Source organism: Halorubrum orientale, from assembly GCF_059623105.1.
This window is the reverse complement of sequence record NZ_JBSPSR010000004.1, coordinates 135,149-153,512: the sequence shown is the minus strand read 5'-3', so window position 1 is coordinate 153,512 and position 18,364 is coordinate 135,149. Positions and strand designations below refer to the sequence as shown.

At 65.1% G+C, this 18,364-nt stretch carries 18 protein-coding genes and 1 other RNA gene; 10 read left to right on the top strand and 9 right to left on the bottom strand.

The window, feature by feature from the left end; translation table 11 throughout:
* Positions 1-48: 48 nt before the first annotated feature.
* The 3 genes from ACWUI7_RS05640 to ACWUI7_RS05630 all read right to left on the bottom strand — a co-directional run bounded on the left by ACWUI7_RS05640 (position 49) and on the right by ACWUI7_RS05630 (position 2,670).
* Positions 49-1,200: a site-2 protease family protein gene (locus ACWUI7_RS05640; protein ID WP_496641246.1), complete on the bottom strand. Its 1,152-nt coding sequence runs from the start codon at positions 1,198-1,200 to the stop codon at positions 49-51.
* Between the two features lie 91 nt (positions 1,201-1,291).
* Positions 1,292-1,552 (bottom strand): DUF7123 family protein, encoded by a 261-nt coding sequence (locus tag ACWUI7_RS05635; protein WP_496641245.1) that lies wholly within the window; start codon positions 1,550-1,552, stop codon positions 1,292-1,294.
* A gap of 281 nt (positions 1,553-1,833) precedes the next feature.
* Positions 1,834-2,670, bottom strand: a complete 837-nt coding sequence (locus ACWUI7_RS05630; protein ID WP_496641244.1) for a molybdopterin synthase — start codon at positions 2,668-2,670, stop codon at positions 1,834-1,836.
* 253 nt (positions 2,671-2,923) lie between these two features.
* Between ACWUI7_RS05630 and ACWUI7_RS05625 the strand changes: the two genes are divergently transcribed.
* Positions 2,924-3,727: a class I fructose-bisphosphate aldolase gene (locus ACWUI7_RS05625; protein ID WP_496641243.1), complete on the top strand. Its 804-nt coding sequence runs from the start codon at positions 2,924-2,926 to the stop codon at positions 3,725-3,727.
* The gene (locus ACWUI7_RS05620) at positions 3,727-4,599 is read left to right on the top strand and encodes a class 1 fructose-bisphosphatase (protein WP_496641242.1); all 873 of its coding nucleotides are present in this window, start codon (positions 3,727-3,729) and stop codon (positions 4,597-4,599) included. Before ACWUI7_RS05625 ends, ACWUI7_RS05620 begins: the two co-directional genes overlap by 1 nt.
* A gap of 44 nt (positions 4,600-4,643) precedes the next feature.
* Here ACWUI7_RS05620 and ACWUI7_RS05615 read toward each other — a convergent pair whose 3' ends face one another.
* Genes ACWUI7_RS05615 through ACWUI7_RS05605 form a run of 3 tightly spaced genes read right to left on the bottom strand, consistent with a single transcriptional unit; the run spans position 4,644 to position 7,004 of the window.
* Positions 4,644-5,312, bottom strand: coding sequence for a phosphate ABC transporter permease (locus tag ACWUI7_RS05615; RefSeq protein WP_496641241.1), 669 nt, complete (start codon positions 5,310-5,312; stop codon positions 4,644-4,646).
* A gap of 45 nt (positions 5,313-5,357) precedes the next feature.
* Complete coding sequence (locus ACWUI7_RS05610; RefSeq protein ID WP_496641240.1) at positions 5,358-5,636, bottom strand: zinc ribbon domain-containing protein; 279 nt, start codon at positions 5,634-5,636, stop codon at positions 5,358-5,360.
* A 51-nt stretch (positions 5,637-5,687) separates the two neighbouring features.
* Positions 5,688-7,004 carry an MFS transporter gene (locus tag ACWUI7_RS05605; protein WP_496641239.1) on the bottom strand — a complete coding sequence of 439 codons (1,317 nt, stop codon included), beginning with the start codon at positions 7,002-7,004 and terminating at the stop codon, positions 5,688-5,690.
* 361 nt (positions 7,005-7,365) lie between these two features.
* On the opposite strand from ACWUI7_RS05605, the gene ACWUI7_RS05600 reads away from it, so the two are divergent.
* From ACWUI7_RS05600 to ACWUI7_RS05590, 3 genes are all read left to right on the top strand, one after another.
* A complete protein-coding gene (locus ACWUI7_RS05600; protein WP_496641238.1) occupies positions 7,366-8,832 on the top strand; it encodes a DNA polymerase Y family protein in 1,467 nt (488 codons plus the stop codon).
* 66 nt (positions 8,833-8,898) lie between these two features.
* Complete coding sequence (locus ACWUI7_RS05595) at positions 8,899-9,444, top strand: NUDIX hydrolase (protein WP_496641237.1); 546 nt, start codon at positions 8,899-8,901, stop codon at positions 9,442-9,444.
* Positions 9,445-9,543: 99 nt separating this feature from the next.
* A complete protein-coding gene (locus ACWUI7_RS05590) occupies positions 9,544-10,527 on the top strand; it encodes a CPBP family intramembrane glutamic endopeptidase (RefSeq protein ID WP_496641236.1) in 984 nt (327 codons plus the stop codon).
* A 57-nt stretch (positions 10,528-10,584) separates the two neighbouring features.
* Here ACWUI7_RS05590 and rnpB read toward each other — a convergent pair.
* Positions 10,585-10,964: RNase P RNA component (gene rnpB / locus ACWUI7_RS05585), an RNA gene on the bottom strand.
* A gap of 182 nt (positions 10,965-11,146) precedes the next feature.
* On the opposite strand from rnpB, the gene ACWUI7_RS05580 reads away from it, so the two are divergent.
* Entirely contained in the window at positions 11,147-11,749 is a 603-nt protein-coding gene (locus ACWUI7_RS05580; RefSeq protein WP_496641235.1) for a TIGR00296 family protein, read from the top strand.
* A 95-nt stretch (positions 11,750-11,844) separates the two neighbouring features.
* Here the strand turns inward: ACWUI7_RS05580 and ACWUI7_RS05575 are convergent, their stop codons facing one another.
* Positions 11,845-13,008: a nicotinate phosphoribosyltransferase gene (locus ACWUI7_RS05575; protein ID WP_496641234.1), complete on the bottom strand. Its 1,164-nt coding sequence runs from the start codon at positions 13,006-13,008 to the stop codon at positions 11,845-11,847.
* Between the two features lie 44 nt (positions 13,009-13,052).
* On the bottom strand, positions 13,053-14,852 hold the full coding sequence (locus tag ACWUI7_RS05570; protein WP_496641233.1) for an Hvo_1808 family surface protein: 1,800 nt from the start codon (positions 14,850-14,852) through the stop codon (positions 13,053-13,055).
* A 137-nt stretch (positions 14,853-14,989) separates the two neighbouring features.
* Here ACWUI7_RS05570 and ACWUI7_RS05565 point away from each other — a divergent pair, with 137 nt between their 5' ends.
* The 4 genes from ACWUI7_RS05565 (at position 14,990) to hisD (ending at position 18,250) form a co-directional block, all read left to right on the top strand.
* Positions 14,990-15,568, top strand: a complete 579-nt coding sequence (locus ACWUI7_RS05565) for a cysteine hydrolase family protein (protein WP_496641232.1) — start codon at positions 14,990-14,992, stop codon at positions 15,566-15,568.
* 63 nt (positions 15,569-15,631) lie between these two features.
* A complete protein-coding gene (locus ACWUI7_RS05560; RefSeq protein WP_496641231.1) occupies positions 15,632-15,775 on the top strand; it encodes an HVO_2523 family zinc finger protein in 144 nt (47 codons plus the stop codon).
* Positions 15,776-15,935: 160 nt separating this feature from the next.
* A complete protein-coding gene (locus tag ACWUI7_RS05555) occupies positions 15,936-16,901 on the top strand; it encodes a phytoene/squalene synthase family protein (RefSeq protein ID WP_496641230.1) in 966 nt (321 codons plus the stop codon).
* Positions 16,902-16,972: 71 nt separating this feature from the next.
* Positions 16,973-18,250, top strand: a complete 1,278-nt coding sequence (gene hisD, locus ACWUI7_RS05550) for a histidinol dehydrogenase (protein ID WP_496641229.1) — start codon at positions 16,973-16,975, stop codon at positions 18,248-18,250.
* Positions 18,251-18,364: the final 114 nt, after the last annotated feature.

Here is an 18,364-nt window from a genome sequence, read left to right as displayed (position 1 = left end):
AAAGCCGGCTCGCTCAATCCACGACGAAAGCGCGCACATCGTCGGCTATCAGGGCGTCACGACCTGAATCGGCACAAGCAGGAAACACAGCGCGCCCACCCCGAACGTTGCGACGCCCACTGCGAGCCGCGGCCACCCGAGCCGGTGCTCATCGGCCGGGTCCGCCGGACCGTTGAAGGCGATAAAAAGCGAAAAGAATCCCCAAAACGCCCACAGTCCGACCGACTGATTGAGGCCGAGACCGGCGCCGAAGTAAAGATACACCGCAATAGCAAAGAGCGCCCCCGGCACGAGCGAGGCGATCGTCTCTTGACGCGGCCCGACCATTGCTCGGACCATGTGTCCCCCGTCAAGCTGACCGACGGGAAGGAGGTTCAACAGCGTGAAGAACATTCCCACCCAGCCGCCGATGACGACGGGGTGTGCTGACAGCCGAGGATCCGCGTAAGACGTCGGTTGGCCGATGAGCCCGGCGATCAGGTCTAACAGTGGTGGGTTGTTGAATCGGATCATCGTACCGGTGTTCGCCGCGATTTCTGCTGGAACGCGGATCGGGTCGAGTGAGAGACCGATCACGGTGACGATCACCGTCGCGATCAGCCCAGCCACTGGCCCCGCGACGCCGATGTCGAACAGTACCTTCCGAGAGGGCATTCGCCCGCGCATGCGGATGATCGCACCGAGCGTACCGAACGGGAACACAAACGGGATCACGTACGGGAGTGACACCGGCACGCCGTGGTAGCGACCGGCAACGTAGTGGCCCAACTCGTGTGTCATCAATACGCCGAGAACGGCGGCGGTGAACGGCCACGCCTGAAGCAGCGTGAGCGGGTTCGCCCGAATTGCGGCAAGTGGAACGTAGTACCAGCCGTACGCGCCGACGAACAGTGTCGAGAGAATGGTCGCAAAAAATAGGGCGATGTTGGTCCACGGCACTCCGTCGCGGCCGTGGGTGAACGGCGTTGCGACGACGACGTGCCCGTCCGGTCGGTGTTCGAGCTCAACCTCGTAGCCGGCGTCACGGAACGCCGGGACGAGCTTTCTGAGTAGCGTCCGTTCAGGCACGTAGGACTCACCGACATATCGGATACGACCGTCATCGTGGCGGACCTCATCGACGCGAAAGAACGTTCCGAGAGGGTCGGGACGCGGTGGGTCGGTAGACGCCGACCCGATCCCGTCCGCTCCTTGTGGCATCATCTGTTGTTACCAGTCGCCGAGTATAAACCCCGCGTCGTCGGTACGTCGTCAACGAGTCACGCCGATGGCCCGTCGCTACTCGCTGCGGTCAGGCGGGTTCGACGCGCCACGTTGTCGCGCCCGTGTACGACCACTTTTCGACGGTGAGTTCGGTCGCCGAATCTCGAAGCTTCACCATCAGTGCGCCAATCTCCTTGGGTGAGAGGCCGACGTCGTCGGAGATGAACTTCCCTTTGAAGTACATCTCTCCGTCTGCGGCGCGCTCGAGCAGGTACCGCTTCAGCCGCTCTTCTTTGCCGAGATCGTCGGCCGTGTCCGCGTCGGCGGCGGAGGTCACAGTCGCGCTCATAGGACACTCCATACACGGTTCCGTGACGGTATATAAATAGCCGACCGTTGGACGCCGTTCGGCCCGTTTTACGGCACACCCGACACTAAAACGTTCACTCTGGACCGTTTATTTCGCTATTAAAAAGCTTAAGACCTTTTATAATGCGATCTAAGGGCGCCTTTGACTGACAACCCGATCGACAGAAGGAATCACCTACGGCGGCGTGTGGCCAATGATATCAGAAATATATTCCAGAAAATCGCCGCCGTGACCCTGACCGTCTGTCTCGCGCACCAGGGTCACTCGCGCTCGTGGACCCAGAACGCCTCGGATTCGGTGGTCTCTTTTTTGAATATCGGTACCTCGTCTTTGAGCCGGTTGATACCGTCTTCGACGGCACGAAACGCCTCCTCGCGGTGGCCAGCCAACACCACCACGAACACGATGTCTTCGCCGGCCTCGATGACGCCGGTCCGGTGGTGTAACGCGACCTCAAACACTCCGTCACGGTCGGTCAGGTCTGTGGCGATCGTATCCAGTCGGTCCTCTGCAACCCCGGCGTACTTCTCGAACGCGAGGTTCGTGGTTCGGTCGTCGTTCGGGTCGTCCTGTGCACGAACCCGACCGGTGAATGTCGCGATAGCTCCCGACCGCGCCGCACCCGGGGCCGCCGTCACCTCGGCGACGAGCTCCTCGCGGGTCACCCACGGCTCGGCGTCGGAGAGCCCGTCGATGAGCGCATCGACGTCGACGTCTCCGGGCCCCCCGGCGATCTTGATGACGTCTCCCGGGGTGTCGTCCGGGTCGATATCCTCGCCGAGCAACACGGTTGGTACGCGGAGGCGGTCGTAGCCTACGGCGACGAGGTAGTCATGATCCGGTGTGAGCCTATTGAGCAGGTCGTCAAAGGATGTACTCGTCCCCCGGCCGCTCCACGAGCCATCGGCCTCTACTTCCATCGTCGTTGCGGGCACCTCGCCGGCGCGCTCCGGGCTCTCGGAGGTAACCGACGCCCCCCCGTCGAGTGCCGGCGCTTCGGTTGACCGGCACACGAGTGCAACCCGACCTTCAAGCGTCTCGACGAGTGTCTCAGCGAGCACGGCCGCGTCGGGCCCACAGATCGATATCGGCTGCATACGTGACCGGAGGTGGCAAGCGGCTTAGTCGTTTTCCAGTCGCACACTCTACTACCATGCCCACTGGCGTCTGATCGCCATCGTTACCCGTGTGCACCTGTGGACCGGTCCGATCGACCGATCAAATATTTACTATCTCTGTAGTGTTACTGTTCACACATCGCTTATCGAGCCCCGGAAAACCGATCGAACCAACCGATGCGGCCGAAAATAACCCTAGCCCTTTTTGAGGACGTGTCTGGTATACGAACCAATGCTTCCGCATGCTGACGACTCGATCTCCCGCAACGGAAAGTCGATCATCTTAGCGTACGACCACGGTCTCGAGCACGGCCCCGTCGACTTCGAGCCGAACCCGGATACTGCCGATCCTGAGCGGCTCTTCGAGCTTGCGACCCACGATGCGGTGACGGCGATTGCCGTCCAGAAAGGCATTGCCGAGGCGTACTACCCAGACTACCAGGACGACGTCAGCCTGCTCGTAAAGCTGAACGGCACCTCCAATCTCTGGCGCGGTGAGCCCGACAGCGCGGTCAATTGCTCGCCCGAGTACGCCGCCGAACTGGGTGCTGACGCGGTCGGGTTCACCGTCTACGGCGGCTCGAACCACGAGGTCGAGATGGCAGAGGAGTTCCGCGAGGCACAAGAGGGCGCCCGCGAACACGACATGGGTGTCGTCATGTGGTCGTATCCGCGCGGTCAGGGTCTGCGAAACGACAGTAGCCCGGAGGTCATCTCGTACGCCGCCCGTCTCGGGCTCGAGCTCGGTGCCGACGTGGTGAAAGTGAAGTACCCCGGCTCGGCGGCCGGAATGGGTGAGGCCGTCGAGATGGCCGGTCCAGCCAACGTCGTGATGTCTGGTGGGACGATGCGCGACGATAAGGCCTTCTTACAGAACGTCGCCAACGCGATCGACGCCGGCGCCCGCGGCCTCGCTGTCGGCCGTAACGTCTTCCAGCGAGACGACCCAGAGCGCATCCTCGACGCGCTCGAGGCGGTAGTCTTCGAGGAAGTCGACCCTGCTGAGGCGCTCGCCGTCGCTGAGGCCGCCAACTGATGGCCACGACCGACCCGACGATCGAGGCGGTCTTCGATGCGGTAGCAACGACGGCACCGGCTATCCGGGATGCGCTCCCTGGACGACGCGTCGAACACGGCACTGAAAACCCCTCCGGGGAGACGGTCCTCGCCGGTGACGTGTACGCCGACGAGCTCCTCACGGACGCGCTTGGCGCGGTCGACGGCGTCGGATCCTTCGTGAGCGAGGAGCGGGCGGCGCCGGTTGACGTCGGGGAGGGATACGCCGTCGCGGTCGACCCGCTCGACGGCTCCTCGAACCTCCGGTCGAACAACGCCATGGGCACGGTCGTCGGTGTCTACGACGGTGCACTGCCGACGTCGGGTCGGGACCTCGTCGCCGCGGGGTACGTCCTTTACGGACCGATCACGACGATGGTCGTCGCCGACGAGACCGGGGTTCGCGAGGAGGTAGTCCAACAAGACAGGCCAGACGGGACGGCCAGCCGGTCAGTCGTCGATGACGACCTCTCGCTCCCTGCTGACCCAACGGTGTACGGCTTCGGCGGACGAGTCCCCAACTGGCCGGCTGACTTCCGCGCGTACGCCTCGTCGGTCAAAGACGAACTCAAGCTCCGATACGGCGGCGCGATGGTCGGCGACGTGAACCAAGTGGTGACCTACGGCGGGGTGTTTGCGTATCCGAAACTCGCCGACGCACCTGAGGGGAAGCTTCGGCTGGCGTTCGAGGCAAACCCCATCGCATACGTGATCGAACGGATGGGCGGGGCCTCTTCGAATGGGACCGGGTCGATTCTCGACGTCGAACCGGATGGGATTCACGACCGAGTGCCCCTGTACGTCGGTAACCAGGCGCTTATTGACCAGCTCGAGGCAACACTCGACGAGTAGGATCGGCAGTGAACCGGGCCTGTGCGGCCACGTGGGTGCTCCGCTCAGGACGACGTCCGATCGTTATCGGCCGTCCAACGTCTCGCTCCGGGGAGCACGCCGACGAGTTTCTTCACGTACCCAAACCGGAACAGACCGAACTGCGAAAGCGTCCCGAGAGCAAACACCGCGAGGAACGCGGGTGCGGTGACGTCGAACAATAGCGGCTCGACGGTCACTCCATCTGCGGCGGTCGCGAAGGAGGCGGGTGTGAGTTCGCGTGCCGCCAGCGCGGCGCCGATGAACGCGGTCGAGACCACGAGTGTCGTCCGTGTGAGCACGAATCCGACTAGCGCGCCGACCGCGACACCCGCGAGCGTCGCGCCGACGAGCAGCGCGGTCCCCGCAATTCCGGCCGCGTCGGCCGCGTAGAGTGGCCCGACTGCGAATCGGCCAAGAAACCCGCCGACGACGCCACCGATCGCGAGCACGGCGACCGAGAGCCCGGTGTACGCGAGGAATCCACCGAGCGCGCCGCCGACCAGTACCGCCGCGGCGGCGACGACGAGTCCGTCGGCGGTCACGAGACCGGACAGCGTTGGGACTGCCAGGTACCCAACACCCGCGCCGATCAGGAACCCGGTCAGCGAGACGGCATAGACGGAGACGGCCGCCCCGACGAACGCGAGCAGGAGGCCGGCGACGACGACCCCAGCGCCCAGTGGCGTGATCATACCAACCTCTGTGCCGCCATCGGATATAAAACGTCGCGCTGATCGTCACCGAGCACGCCGAACCGCCTGGCGGTCTAGGTATCGGGTGATGCCGCCAACGGCGAGTCCAAACCCGGCGACGAGCAGCAGAAAGCCGACGAGCCGGCTCGTACCAAGCGTCATAAGCGCCAATACGACTCCGAAGAGGAATGCGAACACGCCACCGACCACGGCGGCCACATCCAGCAGCGGAGAGGGTTGGACTGTCTCACAATGTGGACAGATTCGGACGGTCTGCGGGATTGGCTCGTGGCAGTTCACACACCGAATACGCTCGCGCGGCACACTAGGCGTTCGGTACTTGAGAACTTATCGCGTTCGCTACGGGCGGGGACGTCAGTCGTCGGCGGCAGTCGCGCTCGGATCGGCTACCGCTCCAAGCGTCTCCTCAACCTGTGTAACGACGAGTACGAGGGCAACGACAGCGAGCCCCGCGCCAACCGCGAACGGGACGACGAAGCCAAACCCGACGAGGAATCCCGATGCGAGTGGGCCAAGTGCGACGCCGAAGCCGAATCCCATCGTGAGCACCGACAGCGTCGTACCGGACTCGCCTTCTCGTGCGAGGTCGCCAGCGAGCGCGAGCGAGGGCGCGAACACGCACGCGACGGCGACCCCCTGACCGAGTCGAACGAGGGTCATGACGACGGGCGAGAGGACGAGCCCCTGTAGGAGCGTCGTCGGAGCGAGGAGCACGAATCCGGCAAGGAGGAACGGTCGCCGCCCGATCCGGTCGCTTGCTCGCCCGACGGGCACCTGGAGGGCGACGTTTGCGATGGTAACCGCCGCGAATTGGATCCCGAACCATACCGGTGCTTGGTCGAGTCGGAGGTTCACCTGATTCTGGAGCGTCGCGTACAGCGCGATACAGAGCCCCATTGCGACCGTCGCGACGCCGAGCACGAACACGGGGTCGAAAAGCCGGTCGTCACCGCGGACCCGGATCGACACATCGTCGCCGGCGGCGGCCGTGTCGGCTGCGTCGTGGACGAGGACGTACACGAGGACGAAACTGAGGTAAGCTCCGAAACAGGCGGCCGCGAACGCGGCGTCGAATCCATTCACGGTCGGTAGCCCGACCGCCGAAAGGTCGTACGGCCCGCCCTCGACGACGATGCCCGCGAGGACGGGACCGAAGCCGAACCCGATCAGCCGAAAGGTGTTGAAGACGCCAAAGTTACCGCCGCGTTTGTCGGCGCTCGCGGCGTACTCGTTGACGAGCGCCACCGTCGCAGGAATCGTCAATGCGGCGCCGAACCCTTGTATCGCCCGGAGGACGATCAACAGCCAGTAGGAGTCGGCAAGCGTATAGAGCCCACTCGCGGTCCCCAACAGCAAGATGCCGCCGAGCACGAACGGGCGACGGGTGGCGAGGCGGTCCGAGAGTCGCCCCGTGAACGGCTGCGAGAGGCTGTTGAGGAAGCCGAAAAGCGAGAGAACGATTCCGATGAGAAGCGGCTCGGTTAGCGTAACGGTCGCCGATCCGACTCCGACGGCCGTCCCGAGGAGGGCGTCGAGGTCGATGAGGTCGCTGGCGACGTACAGCGGAAGCACGACGATGAGAAACGAGTTACCGACCGCGCCGACCATCCGCGCGAGTGCGAGGACGATCACTCGTCGGTCAGTCTCGACGATGTCCGATATCGACCCCATTCACCAGATGTACGCCCCGTTCGGTGAAGGTGTTTGCGAACGCCGGGAGTCGATCCGGTTTCAGTTACAACCGGCGCGGAGACCGGCTCAAAGTGCTACGACTGCCTCAACGTTCCTACAAAACTACACCAAGCATGCGGTGGCGCGCCTCGCAGGCCGCCGAAAGTGGACTCGCGAGCGCGTGCGAGGGATGAGCGAGGGAGCGAAGCTACCGAGTGAATCGGCTGGGGAGGGTGTGGATGAAAGTAGTGCCCGGCTGTCGCGGAGTCGTCTCAGTCATACAACCAACACACACACACACGTATATCTTCTCGTCGATAGCTTCGAGTGTCCACGGTGCCTATCTCGGCCCGAAGGATCGATGACCGACGGGAGCGAACGAGGGGAACTTACGCGCTGGTCGGACACAGACCCGCGCGAGACGCGTGAAGACACCCCCGACCGCGTGGTCTGTCACGTCGATATGGACTGTTTTTACGCCTCCTGTGAACGCCTTCGTGACCCCACGCTCGAGGACGAGCCCCTCGTCGTCGGGATGGGCTACGAACCGGGTGAGACGGCCGGTGCGGTCGCCACCGCGAGCTACGAAGCCCGTGCCGTCGGCGTCGAGAGCGCGATGCCGATCCGTGACGCACTGGAGCGACTCCCGAGGCGGCAGACAGCTGACACCAACACACCCGACGCCGACGCCGACGTACCCGCCGATGAACCGTCAGACACCGATGTCACCGGCTACTACGAGCCCGTCGACATGTCGTACTACCAGTCTGTCGCAGAAGACACCAAGGCGGTCCTGCGCGACTGTGCAGACGTCGTCCGCGAGGTGAGCATCGACGAGGCGTACCTTGACGTCACCGAGCGCACGAGTTGGGCCGCCGCCGGTGCGGATGGGGACGCACCGAGTACTGCTGCTGGCCCGGCAACACATCGGACGCTCGCTGAGGGGTACGCCAGACACATCAAAGAGCGAATTGAGCGCGAGGCGGGGGTGCCGGCGAGCGTCGGCGTCGCCCCGAACATGTCGGCCGCGAAGGTCGCAAGCGACGCGGACAAGCCGGACGGACTGGTGGTCGTTCCTCCCGGATCGGTGGCGTCGTTTTTGACGCCGCTGCCCGTTTCGGCGCTTCACGGGGTGGGACCGGTTACGGAGCGCGCGCTCGTGGAACGCGACATCGAGACTGCCGGAGACGTCGCCGAGGCCGACCCAGAGACGCTGACCGAGCTGCTCGGCGACCGCGGCCGGACGCTTTACCGTCGCGCCCGCGGAGCGGACGACCGTGCAGTCACACCACGCGGGCTCCCCAAGAGCCTCTCGCGGGAGTCGTCGCTGCCGACCACTGCCGACGACGAACCGAAGCGCGAGACGGTTCGCGCGCTCGCTGCTGATGTTGCCGAGCGCGCACAGCACCGTGGCTGTCTCTATCGCACGATCGGGATCAAGGTGGTGTGTCCCCCCTTCGACGTCAACACGCGCGAACGGAGCCTTCCGGGACCGGTCGACGATCCCGACCTCGTTGAACGGGTCGCCTTGGAGTTGCTCACAGAGTTCGCCGACGACGAGGCGCGGAAACTCGGGGTGCGCGTCTCGAATCTCGACTTCGCCGACGCAGACCAGTCGACGCTGACCGGATTTGACACCACCGAGGCGGCGAGCGACGCACCGACTGACACCGACCCGCCACCTCGCCTCCCCGCCGACGCTGAGCCGCGCGAGACGCTCACCGACTGGCTCGCGGACGACACCGGAACGGACGAGTCGGTGCGCCGCGACGGCGAGAGTCTTCCGGACGGACAGGCATCACTCGGTGAGTGGTCGTCGCCAAAGTGAGCCCCAACCGTCGCCAGGTCCGCCTGCAGGCCGAGCGTTTAGGTCATTCGCTCACCACCAACGCCTATGGATGACCTCGCGTGGGAGACGACGGGAACCAAGATAGATTATCGCTGTCCGGGCTTTGACGTGCGCCGTGACGACGTCCGGTACGCCGACGACGAGCCCGGCGAGTATCACTACGTCGACGAGCCGCCGGCGGTCGTCGTCCTACCGGTCACCACTGATGGCGACGTGGTCGTCATTGATGAGTGGCGCCAGGCTGTCGGCCGCACGAACCGTGGGATCCCAGCCGGCACCATGGAGCCCACAGATCGCGACGACATCAAGCGGGCGGCTGCCCGTGAACTCGCCGAGGAAACCGGCTACGAGGCCGAGTCGTTCGAGCGGCTGACGACGATTGAGCCGGCCAACGGCGTGACAAACGCGGTCCACCACCACGTGCTCGCAACGGGGTGTACGCCGACGGCCGAACGCGACCTCGACGACAACGAGTCGATCGCCGTCGAGACGGTGCCGTACGACGACCTGCTCGCCAGCGTCCTCGACGATGGGCTTCGCGACGGCCGTGCGGTGACAGCCGTCACGTGGTACGAACTGGTCCACCGTTGAGCCTGACCCGACACAAGTTGGCTCACCGCTGAACGAGACCACAGCGAATGCCCGGTGGACGGACAAACCCTTTGACCGCCGGGGCCGTACACAAGGGTAATGACTGATGTCCCCGACGACGACCGGGCGCCCCCCTCCGAGCAGCCGTCGTCTGACCAGCCGTCGTCTGACCAGCCGTCGTCTGACCAACCGACCGATCCGGCGTCGGTAGCCGATGGACCGACGGACCCCGCTTCAGCAGACGGGGGTCCGGTAGCAACGTCACCGGACGGTCGCGCCGGGGCGGAGACGGCTGCGGATCCGGGTGAGTCGCGCTCCTCTACGCCTGTGGCAGTCGGAACGGCTCTCGGGCTCGGGGTGTTGGGCCCGGTGATCGCCTTGGTCGGCGGCTTCGGGGTATTCGCGCTCAACGCCGCGGTCGGCGGGCTCCCGACGGCCGTAACGCTCGGGTTGACGCTCGTCGTCGGCCAGTACGTCGCGTTCGGTGGCTTGGCGCTCGGGTATCTGCGGTGGCGCGGGTTCGACTGGCCGGGCGTCGGCTCGTATCTCGGCATCAGGCGACCACGACTCGTGGACTTCGGCCTGGTCGTTGGCGGATGGGTGGTGATCGTGGTGACGCTGTTCGTCGTCTCAACTATCGTCTCGCTGCTCGGCGCGGAGACGGCCTCGAACCAGAGCGCTGAAGTCGCCATGCAGAATCCGAGCCTCATCCCGCTATTTATCATCGCCATGTTCCTTGTCGTGGGTCCCTCAGAAGAAATCCTCTACCGCGGCGTGGTTCAGGGACGGCTCCGGGAGTCGTTGCCGGCGGTACCGTCGATACTCATCGCCTCCGGCATTTTCGCGTTCATTCACGTGATGGCGCTCACCGGTGGGGTATCCGGGCGACTCACCACGGTTGCAATCCTCTTTTTCCCGAGTCTCGTCTTCGGCGCGGTGTACGAGTACACAGAGAACCTCGTGGTTCCGGCGCTGTTACACGGCCTCCACAACGCGGTGATATTCACACTGCTGTACATCTCGATCGTCTACGCGGACGAGCTTCGGTCGCTCGGTGAGGCAGTGGCGCTCCCGCTCTACTGAGCGCACGCCTCTCTGGTGCTCCCTGTGCGGGCTGCGTCGCTCACGGGTGTCGATGTGGACTGAGGGGAGTAAGCCCCCTTCTGTTCGTCCCGACATTCGGCTGAGCGTCTGTGCCGTGGCCGGACTACCTGATGGCACAGACTTGCACCGGCGAGGATTCGCCGTTCCATCCATTCCCATCCGTCTCCGCGGCGTCGCCGCCGCGCGCTCTCGGTGGGTTAACTTCCTTCCCTCGCGGGTCGGTTCGCTCGCTCACAGGGATCCTGCGGGCGACGGCGACCGCCCGGCGGCCGCGCGCACCTCATTGATCGAGATGGGTGGTCTCGTTGCTGTTCCAGCGCCAGCCGTCTCCGACTCCGGGCGTAAGCCCGGTCGCCTGTCCGGCCGGTGGGGGGACTTTCCTCATGCTAAGGCACGGGAGTCGGGCTCCCTCTGTCCGCACTCACGTACCCCGGCGCGGCAAATAAGCGCCTCGGTCCACCGATCGGCGGTGCCGGTCTGGCCGGCTCACCGGTGCTCAACGACGGCTCAACCGAGTCTTTCGGCGTCACTGCGTCGGTCGTTCACGAACGATCGGGGAAGGGAAGCGTTCAAGTCAGCAGCCGCGCTATAAGGTGATATGTCCGAGGCACAGGCCGTTCGGCTGTCGTACGACGACGGCGCACGAGCGGTCGAACTCGCACGGGAGGCGGTCGAGTCGTTTGTCCGACACGGACAACGCGAACAGCCGGGAAGCATGCGTGAGGCTTTTTACGCACGGACGGGCGCGTTCGTCAGGCTCGAGTCGACCCGTGGGCGAGGTCGTCTCCGTGGGTGTGCCGGCGCGTGGGAAACGTCTGACCAGCTCGGTCACGCCATCGTTGAAGCTGCGATCAAAGCCGCATCCGGCGATTCCTGTGGCTCTGAAGTCGAACCAAAAGAGCTCGAAAATCTCTCTGTTTCGGTCTGTATCGTCTCGAACACGCTTCTCACCAACGACCCGCTTGAAGACCTCGAGATTGGAATCCACGGCGTCGCCGTCGACGGCGGCAACACTCACGGCTGGCTCTATCCGACCGTTCCAGTCGAGAACAACTGGTCGGGCGCGGAGTTCCTCTCGCGAACGTGTCGGAAAGCCAAACTCTCGCCGACCGCCTGGCAGGACGACGAGACGATGGTGACACTCATCGAAGGCCAGGTGTTCCGTGAGCGACCCGACGGTGGCGCCGTCGAAGAGCTGTAGCCCCTCACCCGACCCACATCACCCAGGTCGCGTCCGCCACCGAGCCGACCAGCCCCTCCCACCTCGGTCCGTCCGTTCTCACCGCGTGTCAACGATCATCCACCCGATTCGCCGTACTTGACCCGTGCCGCGTCCCTGCGTGCCTGCGCTGTTGCGGCCGACAACGCTGCCGCGTCGCCCTCGACAACCGTGCCGTCTCGGATTACGGGCGCTAACAGCGGTTCGGCGTCGGTTGGGCCCTCGCGGTCGGCGAGCCCGACGGCGTGGCCCCCATCGGCCGTCCGGTACACCTGTTTTGTTCCGGAGAGTTTGCCCCGCTTGGCCGCAGGGTCCCCGTCCACGGCGACGAGGTCGAGCGCGAAGTCGACCGGGTCGGCGTTCGAGACGTAGCCGCCGACACCGAACCCGTCGACAACGTCGGCAAGCGCGCGGAGGTCAGTCGGCCCGAGCCCCCCCGAGACGAACACGTCGACGTCTGTGTGTCCGCGGACGTCGAGCTCCCAACGAACCTCACGAACGATGTGGCGAAAGTCGCCGCGGCGGCTCCCGGTCGTGTCGAGTCTGACCCCGTCGAGGCGATCGCCGAGCGTCTCGACCGCTCGGAGCACCTCCTCGACTTCGTCCCCGTAGGTGTCACACAACGCGACCCGTGGGACCGACTCCTCAACCGCCTCATCGAAGGCGCGCCACGCCGCCTCCTGTTCGCCCCGGCCGAAACAGATGGTGAGCGCGTGCGGCATGGTCCCCGACGCCTCGCGACCGATCAGATCGCCGGCGGCGACGTGTGAGAACCCGTCGAGTCCGGCGACGAGCGCGGAGCGTTCGACGGTGGCCGTCATCGCCGGATGGACGTGGCGCGCGCCGAACGAGAGCACCTGCGCGGTAGGTGCGGCGACTCGACAGTCGAGCGCGGCGGTCGCGATTGCTGAGGCGTGCGAGAGAAAGCCCAAAAGCGAGGTTTCGAGCCGCGCAAACGACAGGTACGGCCCTTCGATCCGCATTACCGGTCCGCCGTCGAACAACGTCCCTTCCGGCAGCGCGTGGACGTCGACAGGGCGGTCTGCGAGTAGCGCGAGCGCGTCCTTCAGTCCAGCAAATAGCTCGAACGACCCGGTCGGGAACTGGTCAGCTGTCACCTCGGCGACGACGTGCGGGTTCCGGCCGGCAGTCTCGAGTGTGGTCGCCGTGCGGTCGAAGTACGCGTCCGTTGCTCGCCCGCTCCGGATCGCGTCCGCGTCGACGATGTCGAACTCGGTCATGACCGGTCTTCGCCCGGCGCATACGAAAAGTGTCGGTGTCCGGGCTACGACTGTGATCGGCGAGCGAGCAGCGCGGTGATGGTGAGCAGCGTAACGACGGTCACGACGACCCCGAGCCCGGGTGCCGCCCCGGACGTCGAGCCGTCTCGGGTCTCGCTCGTCGCGTCGACTCCCGTCGATTCACCCTCTGATGCGTTGTGATCACTCTCGGCCGCGTCCGCCGCTCCCGCTGTCGTGGCATCGTCGCCAGATTCGGTCGTCGCCAGCCCGGTCGACGATGTTGTTTCGGGGCGCAGATTGGGGCGAAGGTCGAACACGTCTTCGACTTCAGGCCCGTGGACGATGGTGACTCGGGTCCCGTCGCGCTCGACGCCGTACGACCCCTGGAAGTCTCTGGTCGAGACCACCTGCGTTCCGTTCGACGCGGGCGTCGCGTCGTGGGCGTCAAGCAGCCGGTGATACGCCGCCTCGAACTCGGCCGCGTCTTCCGGTGTTTGCCAGGCCGTCACCCACACGTAACCGTCCTGCTCGGCGTCGCCTGCGTCGTTCCGGTAGGGATAGAGCTCGTCGCCGGCCCATCCGGCGGTGACCGGGTGATCGTAGTTGTACGCTGTCCGCGTCTGGAGCGTTCCGTCCGGCTGTAGGTGGAGCTGGATGTTCCCGCGGGCGTCGTCGGCCGGGTCAAGGACAGGCGTCCGTGGCGGTTCCGCGTAGCTCTGATACCAGAACATCACGAACATCGACGCCTCACCGGCGGTCTCTGCCCCGTCCATCCCCTGATCGGGGTAGGTCGTCCAGTCGCCGCGAGCCGTGTCTTCGAACGTGATGTCTCGGGTCTCATAGGCCGGTTTGCGGTGGATTACGGCGGCGGTCGACGACGGCGGGTCGGCCATCGCGGCGTCGACCGCCTCCCACCCACCTGTCTCAACTAGTCGCTCGACGTAGAACGGGCCGTCGACGTACGGCTGGAGGATCGTCTGCAGAATCCCGACGTTGATCGACCCAAGACCGCCACCACTGCCGTCAGACTCAGGCGCCGGGAGACACTGCCACTCGTCGCCACAGCGCTCTGTGTACCGCTCTTCGATGTACACCGCCTCACCCTCGATGAGGCCGTCGACGGCGAGGTCTGCGTCTTGGGTCGTCCCGACGTACTGTGATCGGGTGAGGTCGTGGTACTGGTCTTGCATGCCGTGGGTGAGCTCGTGAACCAGCGTCGATTCGTCGATCTGCACCGCTGAGCCTGCCGGGACCACCAGCACGATTCGGTCGCCGGCCGGCGAGTAAAATCCTGAGACGGAGCCGCCGAACACCGTATCGATCGCCTCGGCCGACGACTCGTTCTCGCCGACGACGAAGAGCGCCTCCCACACCTGATCGTTCCACCGGTCGAACGCGCGCCTGTCATCGGTCGATTCGTTGGACGTGCCGCCGGTTCCGTTTGCGCGGAACTCCTCGCGGGTCATCGTCTCGATCGGTACGTCTGCCTGAAAGGGACGCTCGCGGACGTACTCGACGCGAGCCATACTCCGGTGGGTGAGTGCCTCAAGCTGGCTCGGTGTGAGCCCGTCCGACTGATTGAACGTGAACGTCTCGTCGTGTGATACCCCGTCCCAGCACCCGATGACGGTCGTGTCAGTTTCGGGAGTACACGCCGTCGGTGACGTGCTTGTCGTGGATGGGATCGTCGTTGACGGCGTCGATGCGGTCGCCATCGCCGTCGTCGACGTGACGGCCGTCGCTTCGCCACCGGCCGTCCCGCCCACACTCGCCGCCCCGCCGGCCCCAGCGACACCTGCGATAAGGAGCGCGACCACGGACACGAGAACGAGGCACCGTCGCATATCGTCGATTGCGTGGCGTTGGGTAAGTAGTTTGTCCGTATCCCTCGGCTGCTCGTCGTCCGCATCCCTCGGCTGACAGCTTGGCGAGTCGATTCGTGGAGCCGGCGTTTTTGTACGTGGCGGTCCAAAGACCGGGTATGCCGTACGATCCGAGCCGGACCGCGCTCGTCGTCGTCGACATGCAAAACGGGTTCTGTCACCCCGACGGGAGCCTCTATGCGGAACCGAGTGAGGCGGCAATCGATCCCGTCTCGACGCTGGTAGATCGCGCCCACGACGCGGGTGTCCAAGTCGTTTACACGCGCGATGTTCACCCGCCCGAGCAGTTCGACGACGCACACTATTACGACGAGTTCGACCGCTGGGGCGAACACGTCGTCGAGGGATCGTGGGAGGCCGAGCTCGTCGATTCGCTTGACGTCCGCGCAGCCGACCACGTCGTTGAAAAGCACACCTATGACGCGTTCCATCAGACTGAACTCGAGGGATTCCTCGACGCCCACGGCCTCGAAGACCTCGTTTTCTGTGGCACGCTCGCGAACGTTTGCGTGCTCCATACCGCCGGCAGTGCCGGACTCCGAGACTACCGACCCGTCGTCGTCGAGGATGCGCTCGGGTACCTCACGGCGGACCACCACGACTACGCGGTCGAGCACGCCGACTGGCTCTTCGGTGAAACGACGACGCTTGAGTCGGTCTCGTTTGCGTCCCCGTGAGGTGTCGTCGACGGGTCGGACTCGACGGAAGCGATTATATTATGCGGGCGCGTCATAGGTGTTGTGAGCAAGCGAGACGACGGTACCGAGGTCTCTCACGGCGGGCGTCCGTGTCCTCGGTGTGAGGTGCCAATGACCCACCGACACTGCAAGTACGTCTGTCCGGTCCACGGAGTCGTCTACGACTGCAGTGACACGTTCTACTGAGTATACTCGTGCTATTGGAGTCACTGCCGGGGCGATGAATTATCACTGCCAAGACTGAAACGAATCCGGCTGTGGGAACTGTTATGGTTCTGCGGTCCGACTCTTTAGCCATGACGGGCGACCCGCTCTCGACCCTCTCCGCCGAGCAGCAGGGGCCACCATGGTAGAGCAAACGCAGGTTGCCCGGGGCAAGCAGATCCAGCGGCGCACCGGCAAGACGTTCCACGTCGCAACGCGTCTGCTACCCGAGGACATCCGGCATCCAACGTACGTCCTGTACGGGTTCTTCCGCATCGCCGACGAGATCGTCGACGCCGAAGATACCGGGACGCCGGCCGAGCAGCGAGAAGCGCTCGAGTCGCTCCGCCGGGCTGCCCTGGGAGAGGAGCCGACGGACGACCCCGTGCTCGATGCCTTCTCAACGGTCCGTGCCGAACGCGGTATCGCGGACGCGGACGTCGACGCCTTCATCGATGCGATGGAGCGCGACATCGACACCGACCGGTACGAGACGTACGCGGAACTCGAGTCATACATGGACGGTTCGGCGTCGGCCGTCGGTCGGATGATGACGGCCATTATGGACCTCGACGCGGAGACCGAAGCTGCCGCGTTGCCCCACGCCACCAAGCTCGGCGAGGCGTTCCAGATGACTAACTTTCTGCGTGACGTTCGCGAAGATGTCGTCGAGCGCGGTCGAATCTACCTCCCGCTGTCGACGCTGCGACGCCACGGAATCGACGAGACACAGATCCTCGACCTCTCGTTCGACGAGGACGTCGCCGCCGCGATCCGCGACGAACTCGCTCGGACTGAGCGACTCTACGAACAGGGCGTCGCCGGGATCAAGTACCTCCCCGACGACTGCCAGCTCGCCGTGTTGTTAGCGGCGGTGCTGTACGCCGACCACCACCGGCTCATCCGGAATCGCGGCTACGACACGGTGTCGACCACACCAGAACTCTCGCTGCCCCGAAAGCTGTCGCTGCTCGCGCGCACGTGGTGGAAGTGGCAGTGGAACAGCGACCCCGAGGCCGTGTTCTACGAGATAAGCGGCGGGTTCGACCGCGAGCACGGCGGACACGGCCACGGGCCGCGTGACCCGACGGCCGTCCAAACCGACTGAGTCGGTTCCTGGTTCGAGCCCCGTCCACCTCAAGCCGGAACGCCCTTTTTCCCCGGCCACGGAACACAATCATGAACGTACGAGCCGTCGCCGACCTCTCGCCCGACGCCCGGCGCGCCTTTTTCCACCGCGATGCGGGTATCGATGCGGTCCGCGGAGACGTTGCCGATATCGTCGACCGGGTGCGCGAGGAGGGCGACGCCGCGGTCCGCGAGTTCGCCGAATCGTTCGACGGGGTGACCGTCGGGAACGTGGACATCACCGACGAGGCGGCACGCGCGCACGCTGAACTCGAGGATGCCGACGACCCGGTGCTTGAGGCGGTTCGTGAGGCGGCCACCAACGTGCGGACGTTCCACGAGAAACAACGACCAACCGACTGGCGAGAGACGGTCGACGGCCGGGAGATTGGCCGTCGGTTCCGCCCGATCGACCGCGCTGGCGTGTACGTGCCCGGTGGCGCGGCGGCGTACCCCTCCAGTGCACTGATGGGCGTGATACCGGCTGTCGTTGCTGGTGTCGACCACGTTGCCGTGACGACGCCCCCAGCGGACGAGCCAAATCCGGTCACGCTCGCGGCGATCCACGAGGCGGGTGCGGACGCGGTGTACCAGATCGGTGGAGCCCAGGCTATCGCTGCGCTGGCGTACGGGACCGAGACGGTGACCACTGCACAGAAGATTGTCGGCCCGGGAAACAAGTGGGTGACTGCGGCGAAGGCAATCGTGCAGGGTGATGTCGAGATCGACTTTCTTGCCGGTCCGAGCGAGGTGTTGGTGCTCGCCGACGGCACGGCCGATCCCGCGCTTGTTGCCGCCGAATTGGTCGCACAAGCCGAACACGACCCGAACGCCTCCGTCGTCACAGTGACCGACAACGCCGACCTCGCTGAGGCGGTCACAGCCGCCGTCGAGACTCAAACGGCCGCCCGCGAACGCGAAGAGACCATCCGTGCCGCCCTTGAGAACGATGCCTCTGGAGTGCTCTGTGCTCGCTCAATGTCTGAGGCCGTTCTCTTCGCCGAGGAGTACGCAGCCGAGCATCTCTCGATCATGGCCGACGACGACGAGGCGTTGCTTGAACGGATCACCAACGCGGGATCCGTCTTCTTGGGCGCCCACTCACCGGTCGCCGCCGGGGACTACGCGGCTGGACCGAACCACGTCCTCCCGACAAATGGCGGCGCAAAGCGGTACGGCGGCCTCTCCGTGGACACGTTCCTCCGGTCGTCGACCGTCCAGCAGCTTGACCGCGACGCCCTCGACGACCTCGCCGAGACGATCACGACGCTTGCGGAGGCGGAAGGCTTGGAGGCACACGCCGAGAGCGTCCGTCGTCGGTTCGAGTGAGGCGAGCGCACGACGACAGGCCGGCGTATCCCGAGCGCTATGTACCACGCTCTGTGGCTCGTGTGATCTCCGTACCAGTCTGGACTCGCTCGATCCACTCCGTGGTTGTCGCGA

Bases quoted from the DNA above. Each gene is read 5' to 3' on its own strand.
- ACWUI7_RS05640 (WP_496641246.1), bottom strand. From the start codon at position 1,200: ATGCCACAAGGAGCGGACGGGATCGGGTCGGCGTCTACCGACCCACCG.
- ACWUI7_RS05635 (WP_496641245.1), bottom strand. From the start codon at position 1,552: ATGAGCGCGACTGTGACCTCCGCCGCCGACGCGGACACGGCCGACGAT.
- ACWUI7_RS05630 (WP_496641244.1), bottom strand. From the start codon at position 2,670: ATGCAGCCGATATCGATCTGTGGGCCCGACGCGGCCGTGCTCGCTGAG.
- ACWUI7_RS05625 (WP_496641243.1), top strand. From the start codon at position 2,924: ATGCTTCCGCATGCTGACGACTCGATCTCCCGCAACGGAAAGTCGATC.
- ACWUI7_RS05620 (WP_496641242.1), top strand. From the start codon at position 3,727: ATGGCCACGACCGACCCGACGATCGAGGCGGTCTTCGATGCGGTAGCA.
- ACWUI7_RS05615 (WP_496641241.1), bottom strand. From the start codon at position 5,312: ATGATCACGCCACTGGGCGCTGGGGTCGTCGTCGCCGGCCTCCTGCTC.
- ACWUI7_RS05605 (WP_496641239.1), bottom strand. From the start codon at position 7,004: ATGGGGTCGATATCGGACATCGTCGAGACTGACCGACGAGTGATCGTC.
- ACWUI7_RS05600 (WP_496641238.1), top strand. From the start codon at position 7,366: ATGACCGACGGGAGCGAACGAGGGGAACTTACGCGCTGGTCGGACACA.
- ACWUI7_RS05595 (WP_496641237.1), top strand. From the start codon at position 8,899: ATGGATGACCTCGCGTGGGAGACGACGGGAACCAAGATAGATTATCGC.
- ACWUI7_RS05590 (WP_496641236.1), top strand. From the start codon at position 9,544: ATGACTGATGTCCCCGACGACGACCGGGCGCCCCCCTCCGAGCAGCCG.
- ACWUI7_RS05580 (WP_496641235.1), top strand. From the start codon at position 11,147: ATGTCCGAGGCACAGGCCGTTCGGCTGTCGTACGACGACGGCGCACGA.
- ACWUI7_RS05575 (WP_496641234.1), bottom strand. From the start codon at position 13,008: ATGACCGAGTTCGACATCGTCGACGCGGACGCGATCCGGAGCGGGCGA.
- ACWUI7_RS05570 (WP_496641233.1), bottom strand. From the start codon at position 14,852: ATGCGACGGTGCCTCGTTCTCGTGTCCGTGGTCGCGCTCCTTATCGCA.
- ACWUI7_RS05565 (WP_496641232.1), top strand. From the start codon at position 14,990: ATGCCGTACGATCCGAGCCGGACCGCGCTCGTCGTCGTCGACATGCAA.
- ACWUI7_RS05555 (WP_496641230.1), top strand. From the start codon at position 15,936: ATGGTAGAGCAAACGCAGGTTGCCCGGGGCAAGCAGATCCAGCGGCGC.
- hisD (WP_496641229.1), top strand. From the start codon at position 16,973: ATGAACGTACGAGCCGTCGCCGACCTCTCGCCCGACGCCCGGCGCGCC.